The sequence below is a fragment of the Clostridium tertium genome, assembly GCF_017873245.1.
GTDB lineage: Bacteria > Bacillota > Clostridia > Clostridiales > Clostridiaceae > Clostridium > Clostridium tertium.
In genome coordinates this window covers 284,668-298,057 of the sequence record NZ_JAGGJY010000002.1, presented here as the reverse complement: position 1 = coordinate 298,057, position 13,390 = coordinate 284,668, and the positions used below count along the sequence as shown (strand labels likewise).

Annotated in this window: 11 protein-coding genes, 1 other RNA gene and 2 pseudogenes; 12 read left to right on the top strand and 2 right to left on the bottom strand. The window is 28.1% G+C overall.

The annotated features are described in order from the left end of the window. Positions 1–2: 2 nt before the first annotated feature. Positions 3–1,391, top strand: a complete 1,389-nt coding sequence (gene gltA / locus J2Z25_RS04330) for an NADPH-dependent glutamate synthase (protein WP_035285953.1) — start codon at positions 3–5, stop codon at positions 1,389–1,391. Positions 1,392–1,687: 296 nt separating this feature from the next. Continuing rightward, entirely contained in the window at positions 1,688–2,086 is a 399-nt protein-coding gene (locus J2Z25_RS04325) for an RrF2 family transcriptional regulator (protein WP_008680155.1), read from the top strand. 99 nt (positions 2,087–2,185) lie between these two features. On the opposite strand, the gene J2Z25_RS04320 is transcribed toward J2Z25_RS04325, so the two are convergent. Beyond that, positions 2,186–3,451, bottom strand: coding sequence for an amidase domain-containing protein (locus tag J2Z25_RS04320; protein WP_209738641.1), 1,266 nt, complete (start codon positions 3,449–3,451; stop codon positions 2,186–2,188). Between the two features lie 384 nt (positions 3,452–3,835). On the opposite strand from J2Z25_RS04320, the gene J2Z25_RS04315 reads away from it, so the two are divergent. The 5 genes from J2Z25_RS04315 to J2Z25_RS04295 all read left to right on the top strand — a co-directional run bounded on the left by J2Z25_RS04315 (position 3,836) and on the right by J2Z25_RS04295 (position 9,465). Beyond that, on the top strand, positions 3,836–4,822 hold the full coding sequence (locus J2Z25_RS04315) for a Gfo/Idh/MocA family protein (RefSeq protein ID WP_209738639.1): 987 nt from the start codon (positions 3,836–3,838) through the stop codon (positions 4,820–4,822). Positions 4,823–4,833: 11 nt separating this feature from the next. Further along, complete coding sequence (locus tag J2Z25_RS04310) at positions 4,834–4,986, top strand: hypothetical protein (protein WP_205692096.1); 153 nt, start codon at positions 4,834–4,836, stop codon at positions 4,984–4,986. A 416-nt stretch (positions 4,987–5,402) separates the two neighbouring features. Continuing rightward, positions 5,403–5,734, top strand: a transfer-messenger RNA (tmRNA) gene (gene ssrA, locus J2Z25_RS04305). A gap of 527 nt (positions 5,735–6,261) precedes the next feature. Further along, the gene (locus J2Z25_RS04300) at positions 6,262–6,537 is read left to right on the top strand and encodes a hypothetical protein (protein ID WP_209738925.1); all 276 of its coding nucleotides are present in this window, start codon (positions 6,262–6,264) and stop codon (positions 6,535–6,537) included. A gap of 213 nt (positions 6,538–6,750) precedes the next feature. After that, on the top strand, positions 6,751–9,465 hold the full coding sequence (locus J2Z25_RS04295) for an SIR2 family protein (RefSeq protein ID WP_209738637.1): 2,715 nt from the start codon (positions 6,751–6,753) through the stop codon (positions 9,463–9,465). A gap of 520 nt (positions 9,466–9,985) precedes the next feature. Here J2Z25_RS04295 and J2Z25_RS18960 read toward each other — a convergent pair. Then, positions 9,986–10,108: pseudogene (locus J2Z25_RS18960) on the bottom strand (LAGLIDADG family homing endonuclease); the annotation flags it as partial. Positions 10,109–10,365: 257 nt separating this feature from the next. Between J2Z25_RS18960 and J2Z25_RS04290 the strand changes: the two are divergent. The 5 genes and pseudogenes from J2Z25_RS04290 to J2Z25_RS04270 form a co-directional block, all read left to right on the top strand. After that, a pseudogene (locus J2Z25_RS04290) lies at positions 10,366–10,599 on the top strand (hypothetical protein); the annotation flags it as partial. A 223-nt stretch (positions 10,600–10,822) separates the two neighbouring features. Continuing rightward, positions 10,823–11,536 (top strand): DUF434 domain-containing protein, encoded by a 714-nt coding sequence (locus tag J2Z25_RS04285; RefSeq protein ID WP_209738629.1) that lies wholly within the window; start codon positions 10,823–10,825, stop codon positions 11,534–11,536. Between the two features lie 161 nt (positions 11,537–11,697). Then, entirely contained in the window at positions 11,698–12,351 is a 654-nt protein-coding gene (locus J2Z25_RS04280; RefSeq protein WP_209738628.1) for a 4Fe-4S binding protein, read from the top strand. A 132-nt stretch (positions 12,352–12,483) separates the two neighbouring features. Continuing rightward, positions 12,484–12,606 carry a hypothetical protein gene (locus J2Z25_RS18900; RefSeq protein WP_342451338.1) on the top strand — a complete coding sequence of 41 codons (123 nt, stop codon included), beginning with the start codon at positions 12,484–12,486 and terminating at the stop codon, positions 12,604–12,606. A 545-nt stretch (positions 12,607–13,151) separates the two neighbouring features. Then, the gene (locus tag J2Z25_RS04270) at positions 13,152–13,382 is read left to right on the top strand and encodes a hypothetical protein (protein WP_142418960.1); all 231 of its coding nucleotides are present in this window, start codon (positions 13,152–13,154) and stop codon (positions 13,380–13,382) included. The last annotated feature ends 8 nt before the right edge of the window (positions 13,383–13,390 follow it).

The window sequence follows — 13,390 nt, the reverse complement described above, 5'->3', positions numbered from 1 at the left end:
TTATGAATATGCAAGATAGAATGAAAAGAGTACCTGTTTCAGAACAAGCTCCAGAAGTAAGAGCAAAAAACTTTGAAGAAGTATGTTTAGGATATATAGACGAAGAAGCAATACAAGAAGCAAATAGATGTTTAACTTGTAAAAATCCAAAATGCGTAGATGGATGTCCAGTATCAATAAATATTCCAGGTTTTATATCATATATGAAAAATGGAGAATTTGAAAAAGCAGCTAAAGAAGTAGCGAAATATAGTGCATTACCAGCTGTTTGTGGTAGAGTATGTCCACAAGAAAGTCAATGTGAAGGTAAATGCGTATTAGGAATTAAAGGGGAACCAGTTTCAATTGGTAAATTAGAAAGATTTATAGCAGACTGGTCAAGAAAACATAACGTAGAATTAGCAGATAGAGAAGAAGATAAAAATAAAAAGGTAGCAGTTATAGGTAGTGGTCCAGCTGGATTAACTTGTGCAGGAGATTTAGCTAAAAAGGGATATGATGTAACTATTTTTGAAGCTTTACATGAGCCGGGCGGAGTTTTAGTTTATGGAATTCCTGAGTTTAGATTACCTAAGGATGACGTAGTAAGAGCAGAAATTGAAAACATAAAAAAACTTGGAGTAAAGATTGAAACTAATGTTATCATAGGAAGAACTATAACTATAGACGAGCTTATGGAAGATGAAGGTTTTGAAGCAGTATTTATAGGATCAGGGGCAGGTCTTCCTAAGTTTATGGGAATTTCAGGTGAAAATGCAAATGGAGTTTTATCTGCAAATGAATTCTTAACAAGAGTAAATTTAATGAAGGCATTTAAAGAAGAATATCATACACCGGTTAAAGTAGGCAAGAAAGTAGCGGTAGTAGGCGGAGGAAACGTTGCTATGGATGCTGCAAGAACTGCTTTAAGACTAGGAGCTGAAACTCACATTGTTTATAGAAGAAGTGAATCTGAACTTCCAGCAAGAGTTGAAGAAGTACATCATGCTAAAGAAGAAGGTGTAATCTTTGATATATTAACTAACCCAACAGAAATTTTAGTAGATGAGAATGGTTGGGTAAAGGGAATGAAATGTGTTCAAATGGAACTTGGTGAACCAGATGAATCAGGAAGAAGAAAGCCAGTAGTTAAAGAAGGTTCAGAATATGTTATGGATGTTGACACAGTAATTATGTCACTTGGAACTTCACCAAACCCACTTATATCATCAACAACAAAAGGTCTTGAAACTAATAAGTGGAAATGTATAGTTGCAGATGAACATGGACTTACAACAAAAGAAGGAGTTTATGCAGGTGGAGATGCTGTAACTGGAGCAGCAACTGTTATTTTAGCAATGGGAGCCGGTAAAAAGGCAGCTGAAGCTATAGATGAATATTTAAATAAATAATATTAAAGAGTTATTTCTAACGAAATTTTATTAGTCTTTATGACTTAATGCGTTAGCGAATAACTCTTTTCGCATATATTTATACCTGATTATATTAAGAAAAAACAAACTTTGTTAAAAAATTGTAAATATTGTACATTTTTTTGAGTAGTTTTATGTGAAAGTATAGTATAATTTAAAAGGGTGGTTTTTGTATAAAATATAAGTATAAAATCTTTATTTATATACTTATATAAAGATTACTAGAGATTATTAATAAGGTTATTATAATAATTGTACGAAAGAGAGGAATTTTCATGTACTTATCAAAATTTACCGATTACTCATTCAGAGCTTTAGTATATTTAGCTGAAAATAGAGACAAGCTATGTACTGTTGAAGAATTAGCAAAAAAATTAGAGATTTCAGAGCATCATTTAAAGAAAATAATACACAAACTTGCTAAAACAGATTTAGTTATATCTATGAAAGGTAGAACTGGTGGATTAAAATTAGGTTTAGAACCTCAAGATATAAATTTAGGAGAAGTTGTTCGTATAACAGAAGATAACCTAAATATTGCACAATGCTTTAGTAAGGAAGATTGTTGTCCATTTATAACTTCAGGCTGTAAGTTAAAGGGAATAATGAATGAATCTTTAAGTGCATTTCTTCATGAATTTTCAAGATATACATTACAAGATTTGCTTGTTTAAATTTTAAGTGTTTTAAGTTTAGTTATTTAAAGTTATATGGTTAAAACTAGGCTATAAGTTAAATTTAAAATTAACTTTAGCCTAGTTTATTTTTATAATTTATTTTAAGGACACTATGTAAAATTCGGAAGTATCGTTGTTCCAACCTAAATCAAAAGGCATTTTAAACTTATCAATAGAATTAGAATTAACTAAAGGATACCCAGCATTATCAAAACCTGTAATTATAGCACTATGTTCAATATAATCACCTTGTTTATATATAACTAAATCACCTAAGTTTATTTCATTACTTGATTTAGACATACTATCTAAAATTTCATTAAAAGATCCTGAAAAAGATATAAATGCTTTATTACTAGATAAAAGATATTCTAAAAGTTTCTCAGAGTTAACCCAAGTTTCACTTGCCATTACTCCTTTAGATTCATTAAATTTATAAGACCAATTTTTATCTTGTGGTATTCCACCACCTTCAAGGCTATCAGCTAAGCATTGGGATATGAAATTAGTACAATTTCCAGATCCAGCAACATAGGTATAATAATTTGAATTATATTTACTATCCAAGTTATTTGCAAAAGATATTCCAGAATACTTATTAGCATAATTTACAGCAGCTTCCCTATTATAAGTAGAGCTATTTTCAGGTGTAGGATTAATTTTAAAGTTTAAATTATAAGCCCTATATTTAGTTATTGGAATATTCTTTTCAGTTAAATTAAAATCATATTGCCCTAGACCACCCTCAAAGCAATCTTGATAGTAATCTTTAGTAACTATAAAAGAGTTTCCAAATGTCTTTAACTCTAATGTGTGTATTAAAGAAACACCAAAATTATTAATCTTTTCAGATGCATCATTATATATGTAATCAATTTTATATTCTTCACTTAATGTTAGACTATATGTGTTATCATTTCCTTTTAAAGACAATATTTTAGGTGTGGATTCTATATTTTTAAAACTTATATTCCTTTCACTTGCCCAATCTCTTAAAAAAGCAATCCTTTTAAACTCATGTTTCAATGAGTAACTACTAAAGGTTTGAGAAATATCATAAAACTTATAAAGATCTTCAACATTACCAGTAGTAAAAGATTTATTACGAGTACTATATAAATCATTCAAGAATGAAATTATAGAAGTTTCTAAATTTTCATCACTATCGGTTATAAAAGTACCAGCATGCGCAATTGGTTCATTTTCATAGCCTTCACTGAAAAATACAGAAGGCACAAAAGACGAATTTGAGGTCTTAGAAATAAAAAACACAAAATTAGTTATAAGAAAAATTGGAAATAGTAAATAACTACTTGCTTTTAATATCTTTTTTTTATCTATATCTTTAAAGATATTTCGCATATAAAAAACCTCCCTATTAATAACCATATAAAATATAATCAAGCTTTATCGTATTTTAAAATAATACATATTATGAAATACAAGAATTTAATAATAGTAGTATGTGCAGTTAGGAGAAAAATTATTATATTAATAAATAATTGACAATTGATAATGGATAATTAATGAAATAATTCAGACGGGCTGAATTATGAAAAGTTAAAGAGTTAAAAAGGGAAAGTGGGAAGGTGTTGGGGAGGAAATTCACTTTAGTTGAATTATAGAAAATGAAGGAATAGAGTTAATATATAATTGAGTGGTTAAGTCTTGATAGAAAATATTAGTAATATAATATATAATTGAAATGAGTAAATAAATGGTACAAATGAGTTGGAGGGATTATTAATGATTAATATTGGTGTTATAGGAACTAATTTTATAACTGAATGGTTAATAGCTGGAGCGAGAGAAGTTGAAGGTGTAAATATATCTGCTGTTTATTCAAGAACTGAGGAAAGAGCCAGGGAGTTTGCAAATAAGTTTAATATTGAAAATATATTTACAGATTTAGAAGAAATGGCTAAGAGTGATTTGATTGATGCTGTTTATATAGCTTCACCTAATGCAATGCATGCTGAGCAAGCTATATTATTTTTAAATCATAAAAAGCACGTGCTTGGAGAAAAGGCTTTTGCTTCAAATACAAAGGAAGCTGATGCAATGATAAAAGCAGCAAAGGAAAATGATGTTGTCTTAATGGAGGCAATGAAAACGACATTACTTCCAAACTTTAGAGTTATTAAAGATAATCTTCATAAGATTGGTAAGATTAGAAAGTATTTTGCAAGCTATTGTCAATACTCTTCAAGATATGATAAATATAAGGCTGGAGAAGTGTTAAATGCTTTTAAGAAAGAACTATCAAATGGAGCTATTATGGATATAGGAGTTTATTGTATAGCACCAATGGTAAATCTTTTTGGAAGGCCAAATACAATAAAATCAAATGGAATAATGCTAGAAACTGGAGTTGATGGAGAAGGTAGCGTAGTCTTTGGATATGATGATATGGAGGGAACTGTAATATACTCTAAAATAAGCAATTCATATCTTCCATCAGAAATTCAAGGGGAAGAGGGTAGCATTATAATAGACAGAATTAATACATTTAATAATGTAAAAATAATATATAGAGATGGTAGAGAAGAAGATTTAACATTAGAACATAAAGAAGCTAATATGTGCTATGAAGTAGAAGAGTTTGCTAATTTAATTAAAAATGGAGAAAGAGATTCTAAGATTAATTCATTAGAAGTTTCTAGAAATATAATTGAAGTTATTGAAGAAGCGAGAAAACAAATTGGAGTAGTTTATCCTGCTGATAATAATTAAGAAATGAAAAAATGATAGAATTAATACTATATAGACTTGAAGATGTACATGGAAAATTTTTTGAATCAAAAGTATTTGAAAATCTAAATCCAGAGAAGGTAGAAGAATTTGATAAGCAATTTCCTTATATGAAAAAATTGAAATTACTAGGTCAATGGGAATAGTATTTATATAGGTTTGCTATAACTTAGAAACTAGTGACAAAATAAGCAAACTTATATATATCTACTTTTTATTAAGAAATTAATTATAAAAATAGTAATATAAGAAGCTTTTTCCCTTAATGCTAATAAGATTAGGTTTAAATTAAAAGGAGTTTGTTATAATATAAGTATGTAGAAATTGTGTGTTATATAAAGTTGATTTTAGATTAGAAATAAACTTTCATTTTTTATTAAATGCTAGCTATCTTATTAATGAAGAAAAATTAATAAGTTGGTTATTATTTTTAAATTTTAAAAAGAAAATTGTGGTAAGCAAGGATTAAATCTAAGTTGACATAGAAATCTATATAATATATAATTTACACGTAGTCAAAATTGAATATTTCGCGTTAAACTAATTCTTAACCTGGGGGCGTTTTGGCTTCGACGGGGGTAAGATGGGTTTGATAAGCGAGCCGAGGCAAGCATGTCACCTCGATAATAAAGTATGCATTAAAGATAAACGCAGAAGACAATTTTGCATTAGCAGCTTAATATAGCCGCTCATCAGCCCAGGGTGCCCACGCTCTGGATCACTGGTGTCATTGAAGTGGGAAACGAAGTTTAGCAAAGCTTTGAGCTAAAGGGGTATTCATGAAGCTAGGGAATTAGGAGTTTGTTTGTGAGCGAACTAAGGACCGAAATTTTAGTCACAAACTACGCTCGTAGAAAGTCAGGCTGGTCTGCTTTCGGACAGGGGTTCGATTCGTAAGATGAGTCGCCTTATGAAGTGATTCATAAGTGATAACTTGGCTTTATCGGTGAACCCGTAGTAAGTAGTGCTACTTACCGGCAATACCGAGAGGTATGTGAAGAAATTCAACAGCCTCGTATCGACTTATAGGTTCCTAAAGCGAAAGCAATGGAATACTAGGATAGAAGACATAAACTATACTGAGCTTCTATAAGACGCCAAGAGTGTATAAGATTTATACACTAAGATATAGTCAGTGCCATTAAGAAATTATGGATGCACATGACCCCTCGCCTCCACCATGAAACCCTCGACAGTACATATATGTGTTGTCGAGGGTTATTTATTTTAGAATAAAGATAATGAATCTTACCATAAATAAGGTTTTTTTATATTACAACCTATGTACTAGTCAGGAGCATAGGTTATTTTTATGTGTAAAATACTGTATCTTTATCTTTTTAAGTTAAAATATTGATTAATGTGGAAAATTTGGAAGTGTGTTATAATTTAATTAAAAGATATAATGTAGGGGGATTTGAATGGGGGAAAAAATAACAGAAAAAGAAATTACGCAGCAGAGATTTACATGTTTTAACGTAAATTATATCAATAATAGCTATTCATTTTTACATGTAGATATAAGAGATGATAATGATTTTTATGAAAACGAGGATATTTGGCTTTCAACACATAGAAAGAAGAACCAATATACTTGGAGAAAGTATGATTATAAGCAGAAAAGTAATCTCTTTAACCTTGATTCACTGTATAGAAAGATGCCGAAGAAAGCATTTGTCAAAGGAAGCAAGAATTAGAATATTGATATCAAATATTAGGGGTATATGTATGAAATTACTATCTAAAAATAAGAAAAAATTATTGAATTAGTTAATACCTAGATTTCAGATAGTGCATAAGATTGTAAAAATGGAAAAAGAATCAAGTTATTAGTTAAGGTATGAAATTGATAAGAAGACTATCAGTGAAATAAATGTGGTATTGGAATTAGTGAAAAGAGGATGAAAGTTATGTACATAATAGAGGAAAAATTAAATGAGATGCAACGGATTTTGAGAAAAACAAATAAGAAGCCTATGTTTTTTATAGGATCTGGTTTATCAAGAAGGTATTTGGAATTACCAAACTGGGAAGGTCTACTAAATAAACTATCAAATGAGGTAAACTGTAATTTTGATGTTATAAAGAAAGCATGTAATGAGGAAAATGAAAAAATTGCTCAAGAACTTGAATATTATTTTTTTAGGCAAGCAGATTCTGAATCAGTAGAAAAAGGAAATCATAGAATGTTTCTCAGAAATTATATTTCTGAATTTATTAAACAATATTCTGATAAATATAAAGAAAAGTATGATTTTGGAAATGTAGAGGAGTTTAGAGAAAATATAATAAAAAGGTTATATGATATTGTAGAAAAATTTGATAAATATGACTCATTCATAATTAGTGAACAAGCAAAACTATATGATGAAATTGCATGTGATATTAGTGGTGCCTCAGATATTCGAAAAAAAATGATTGAAATATTGGAATTAAGTAAAACGCATCCTAAAGCGATCATAACGACTAATTATGATACTTTACTAGAAGATTTTATTTTTAAGGGTAGATGTGATGTTCAGATAGGGCAAGAATGGTTTTTATGTGGAGGAGAAAATACGGAAGAGAATAGGAGTAATCTGTATAAGATTCATGGTTGTATTACTAAACCTGATACTATTGTTATTACTAAAGAAGATTATGATGGATTCTTCAATAAAAGTAAATATTTATATTCAAAAATATTAACAATGTTTTGGGAATATCCAGTTATTTTTATCGGATATAGTATTTCTGATAGAAATATAAAAGATATTTTGACAGTGATGATTGATATTATGACAGAAGAACAAAAAGAGGAATTTGAAAAACGTATATGGATAGTGGATTATGTTGTAAGTATTGATGATGAGCGAGTAGAGCAGAAAAAAATTGAATTATTAAATGGAAAAAGTATCAACATAACATGCTTCTATCTAAATTATTATGATAAGTTTTATAAAGCTATAAATGATGTAGTATTAAGTCAGAGTTTTGGAAAATTGAAATTTAATATTTCGGATAATGTTATTGAATTATTGATAAAACCATTGTATCAATTACAAAAAAAGACTAAAGTTGTTGTGAGAGAATTGCTTCAAAATGCATTAGATGCATGTAAGATTAAGGGGGTTAATTCAGCTATAAGTATAAAACTAATCAAGGATAGTGAAAGAAATGAGTATTTACAAATTGAAGATAATGGAACAGGAATGGATATTAAAGTTGTAAGGGAATGCTTTCTAACTGTTGGTAAAACTAGTAAAGATAAAAATGAAAAGGGTTTAGTGGGTAAATATGGTGTTGGAATATTGTCGTTATTTTTGTTAGGAGAAAATGCAGAAGTTTATACTAAAATGGAAAATGGAATACTGCTATCTTTTAGACTTTATATTAAGAATGAAAAAAAGCAGGTCACTTGGATAGATGAAATACCAGATGATATAATGAAAGTGGACAAACCTTCATTTACAATCGTTAGATTACATCTAAAAGATAATATAATAGATGAGAAAAAGACAATTGAAGATTATATCCAGGAATTGGGGTTAGAGAATTATCTTACAAAATCTCAAAATTCAATAATAATTGAAGTTGATGGTGAAAAGCAAGAAATAGTGAAACTAGATAAGGATGATTGGTTTATTGAGCCAGAGGCTGGAATTAAAGTATATAAAGGGGATTGGCTAGAAATTGATTACGATGAATTAAGTGATAGTGATAAAAAATTAAAGCAAATTTTAGACAAACAAAATACAGTGTTTTATAATGATATGATTTCCAATGTGATATTTGATGTGAAAAATTTTAAACAATTAAGCGGAATAGATATTCCTTTTGTTGCATTAGATATATTGAATTCAGAACCATATGAAAATGAGATTGTAACTAGTTTATCTAGAGAAAGCATGAATATTTCAGGAATTACTATGCGGAGTATTGGAAAAGCTATTTATGAACTTGAAATAGATGAGATAATAAAAATTTTAATAAATTATAAAAAGCGAATAAATGAAATTGAAATCATTGATATTATGAAGCATTTGAATGACAAGTGCGGTATTATTAAAAAAAATTGTGATATTTTAATTAGCAATAAAAAAATTAGTTTCTCAAAGCAATACATATGTAACCATATTGAAGTATGGGGTGATGAAGAGAATTTTAAGAAAGTCTATGAGAATACATCTTTCCCAATAAAATATTGTCAGTATAGAATGCATAAAACATCGATAGCAGATTTAATTATTAATGGTAAAGTAAAGGGAATTTCGACAAAGTATTTGGACGATTATATTTGTAATGCACAGAGTTCATATTATGGATTAAAAAAACAAGCATTGACAAAGATTTTTGACTTAATAGGAATACCTTATGGTGAAACTACTATTAGCAGTGCGGCTCTATGGGATTTTATAAAAATACATAAAGATGAGATTAAAAGAAAATATGATCTACAAGCTAAGAATGAGATTCTCTGGTTGGAACCCAATACAGTGTGGGAAAGTATATTGTCAACAAGAAATAGTTATTTGATAATTTTTTCCGCATTTCAGGTGGACAAATATTTAGATGATTTATTTTCTGAAAATTTACAAAGGAAAATAGAAGAAAACAATCTTAGTGAAATTATCCAAATACTTTAATATAAAGCTCTGTTAAAAGTTCTATTATATAAAGCTGTAGATATTCAGTATAGTATAAACTTGCTCATGCTAGATTTGCTCTATTGAAGTAAATTTTAGCAATCAGTAGCTACCGACAACCAGAAACACCAGTGCTATTAAAAATCAACAGTATCTTAAAACATAGCCTAATATAAAATTGATTTATCATATAAATGTTCCAGGGAGCGACTAATGGCATTTTACGTACTTTCTATCCTCTCGAGCCATATGCTAAAAGTAAACATATCAAGTTCAAATATTTATTTAGTACGCTTTTTAATTATTTTTACCGACATATCGGATATATGTAAATGGTTATAAATGCTAAGATAAGAATGTACAGAGTGACCAATATTTTTATGTATAATACTAGGTAAAATTTAACACAGTATTAATGGTGATGAAGAGAAAGTGGGCCTCTTTGAGCCCCACAAGCCCCCCGGGCCAAAAGAAAGTGGGTCGCAAAGCTTCCCACAAGCACCCTAGGGGCAATATTAGTCAATGTTGTTGAAGCAATCGATACACAAGGGGATGGGTGTTCATTCTTATGTATTCTTTGTAGCATTATACTACCTTCTCCATCAATAATTCCAGTAATATAGGCCTTTTCTGTTTCAGTCATAAAATTACCTTTTTTAAAACTAATATCTTCATAATGATAGTTTATGATTATTAGTAAAAAATATTATGCTAATTATGGAATATAACTAAAGGTATTTTTAGAGGATTATTTAGAGACTAATATGTTTGGAGGGAAATAAGTCAAATCAATCTATTCTATTAGTATTTAATAGATAAATGTAGTTACTTTATCTAAAAATATAGTAACTACAAAATTATTTAATAAATGAAATATAAAATATGAATATAAGATATGTAGTTGAAAGCATAACAGAACAAAGATATATCGATTATTTAAAGATTGGAAATAAAATAGCTCTATTTGGTAGAATGTATAAATCAAAGGATGGTCTAACATCTCCATTCACATATTTAGGAACTTGTGAATATAGAAGTCATACTGGAAATAAACCGATAAGCTTTATTTTGGAATTACACGAGGAAATCCCAGCAAAGATGATTAATAAAGCAAATAAATCAATTGTAATTTAAATAATAAATGTAGTTACCTTATCTAAGAATGCAGTAACTACAAAATTAGTAGGATAATAATCTTATTATGAAAAGATAAATGTAGTTACTTTATTTTAGAATACGGTAACTACATTTTTATTTAGCAAATTAGAAAGAAACTTTAAATAACAGGTATATGTATTTTAATATAATTCCGTCTAATAATATTAATAAATAAATATTAATTTTTAAGGAAGAAATTATGAGTAAAATAACTAGAAGAGGTTATGTACCTACAGATGAAAAAGAATTTAGAAATGAAAATTTAAATAAATTATATGAAGCATCGGAGGATTTATTGTATCTTTTAAATAGAGGATACAAAATTAAAGGAACTTCAACTTTTATAGGTAATCATTATTTGTTATCTGAAAGGCAAAGACCTGCATTGGTTAGAGGAATATCTAGATATGATGATGTTATAAAAAGAGAGTCTAAGGAAATTACTAATCTTTCAAATATTGAAGAAGTACATATAGATGGGTTTAATACAATAATAACTTTAGAGGTTGCTTTATCTAATTCTTTAATTATTAAGTCTATGGACGAAACAATAAGAGATTTAGCAGGACTTAGAGGCACTTATTCAGTTATAGATAAAACTGAAGTTGCAATTAAGTTAATAGGTGAATTTTTATTAGAGCATAAAATTAAAAAAGCTATATTTTATTTAGATAAGCCAGTTTCTAATTCTGGTAGATTAAAAATGAAGATTCTGGAGATGCTTGAAGGTTTAGAATTTCAAATTGAAGTATGGAATATTGATAATGTGGATAACGTTTTAAAATCAAAAGAAAATGTGGTATCTAGTGATGCAATAATTCTTGATAGTTGTATTAGTTGGATTAATTTAAATATGTATATTATAAAAGATAAGATAGCAAATGACAACTGCATAGATTTTAATAAGTTATAGTAGGTTTGCCGACTACAACTATAATACAAGGAGGTGTCCAATATGGATAATAGTAGGTTAGCATATCGTAAATAGATATGTAATAAAGTCACAGAAGGATATATATTAATCTGTATAATTAAATAGTAAAACTGTCATAAATAAATTTAAGGGGGATATGCATGAGCAGTTTAATTAAAATTTGGAAAAAGTGGTCGTATGTAATTCTAATAATTTTTTTGATTTTGGGTATGTTTGATTTTAGAATTGGATTGATTGCATCAATTTGTATGGTTGCACCTATAATAGTTGCTACATTTAGAGGTAGATTTTGGTGTGGAAATTTATGTCCTAGGGGAAGCTTTTATGATAATGTAGTATCTAAGTTTAGTAATAAAAAGAAAGTTCCTAAATTTATTAAATCAGTATATTTCAGACTAGTTGCTATAGTACTAATGCTTACTGTATTTACTACTGGTATGATAAAAAACTGGGGGAATTTATATGGAATGGGATTTGTAATATACAGACTTATAGTAATAACAACTATTATAGGTTTAATATTAGCTCCATTTTACAATGAAAGAGCATGGTGTAATTTTTGCCCAATGGGAAGTATAGCTGCATTTATATCAAAATTTAGAAATAAGCAGAATAAAAATATTTTATTAAGCATTAATGATTCTTGTGTATCATGTAAGTTATGTACAAAAACGTGTCCTATGGGAATAAACGTTCATGAATATAAGAATGAAAGTATAACTTATTATGATTGCATACAATGTGGTAGGTGTGTAAATAAATGTCCTAAAAAATCTATAGGATATAAAAAATAAAAATATATAAATTCTTTAAGTGGAGTGTACTTTTTATAAGTAATTCCTAACATTAAGAGATTTAGAGTTATACAAAAGGTTAGAGAATTCTGCAGAGAAAATGATATTCAAGTTGAAGCTTGGTCACCTTTAATGGCTGGAAATGGATTGTTAGAAAATGAGACATTAAAAGAAATAGCTAATAAGTACAATAAAACAGCAGCACAAGTAAGTACTATGTTGGGATTTACAAAGTCGAATAGTAACTATCCATAAATCTACAAATGAAAGAAGATTAATTGAAAATATAGATATATTTGATTTTAATATGAGTGACGATGATATGGAAAAGATAGATAACTTAAATAAAGATTTAAGAGTAGGACGAGACCAAGATAATTTTGATTTCTAATTTATAATTAATAGAGTGTGGCTAAATTATTTATAGTTACTTGAAATTATTAATTAGTAATGGAACAAAGGGAATATTAAGTAATAGGTTTTGAAGTAAATAACACAAAACAAGAAACGTACAGATTTTTCTGTACGTTTTTTTTGGTTTTATCACTTTTGATTAAACCCATTATATTTTTAAGAGTTGTGACTTTTCTATATACATTACTGTATCCAGGAAATTACTTTATAGTTCAAGGGTAATAATCTATAAGCTCAAAAGAAGTTTCTTGTCAATTTACCAAGAAATTTTATAATTTTGTTTTAGAGAGGACTCTATATTTAAATGTAAGATATTAAAATCAGTAGCACAATAAATGTTCATGAATAATATATATTATGAAAAGCGATAAGGATAGGTAAGTAAAATGAAAGTAAAGATATTAAAAGGTGCAAGTCCAAAAAAATTGGAATGTGAAATTAATGAGTTTATAAAAGATAAATGTATTATAAATATAAGTCATGAGATAGTTACTTCAAATATGTATGATAGGTGTGTAATTACTTTGATAGTTATAATTTTATACGATGAATACAAGAATTGTGGATATTCAGATCTTGATTCAATACTAGATTTGAAAAATAAAAAAACTAATTAAGATAATGG

Coding starts and splice junctions, on each gene's coding strand:
- J2Z25_RS04315 (WP_209738639.1), top strand. CDS start 3,836: ATGATTAATATTGGTGTTATAGGAACTAATTTTATAACTGAATGGTTA.
- J2Z25_RS04325 (WP_008680155.1), top strand. CDS start 1,688: ATGTACTTATCAAAATTTACCGATTACTCATTCAGAGCTTTAGTATAT.
- J2Z25_RS18900 (WP_342451338.1), top strand. CDS start 12,484: ATGGCTGGAAATGGATTGTTAGAAAATGAGACATTAAAAGAAATAGCT.
- J2Z25_RS04295 (WP_209738637.1), top strand. CDS start 6,751: ATGTACATAATAGAGGAAAAATTAAATGAGATGCAACGGATTTTGAGA.
- J2Z25_RS04300 (WP_209738925.1), top strand. CDS start 6,262: ATGGGGGAAAAAATAACAGAAAAAGAAATTACGCAGCAGAGATTTACA.
- J2Z25_RS04285 (WP_209738629.1), top strand. CDS start 10,823: ATGAGTAAAATAACTAGAAGAGGTTATGTACCTACAGATGAAAAAGAA.
- gltA (WP_035285953.1), top strand. CDS start 3: ATGAATATGCAAGATAGAATGAAAAGAGTACCTGTTTCAGAACAAGCT.
- J2Z25_RS04320 (WP_209738641.1), bottom strand. CDS start 3,451: ATGCGAAATATCTTTAAAGATATAGATAAAAAAAAGATATTAAAAGCA.
- J2Z25_RS04280 (WP_209738628.1), top strand. CDS start 11,698: ATGAGCAGTTTAATTAAAATTTGGAAAAAGTGGTCGTATGTAATTCTA.
- J2Z25_RS04270 (WP_142418960.1), top strand. CDS start 13,152: ATGAAAGTAAAGATATTAAAAGGTGCAAGTCCAAAAAAATTGGAATGT.
- J2Z25_RS04310 (WP_205692096.1), top strand. CDS start 4,834: ATGATAGAATTAATACTATATAGACTTGAAGATGTACATGGAAAATTT.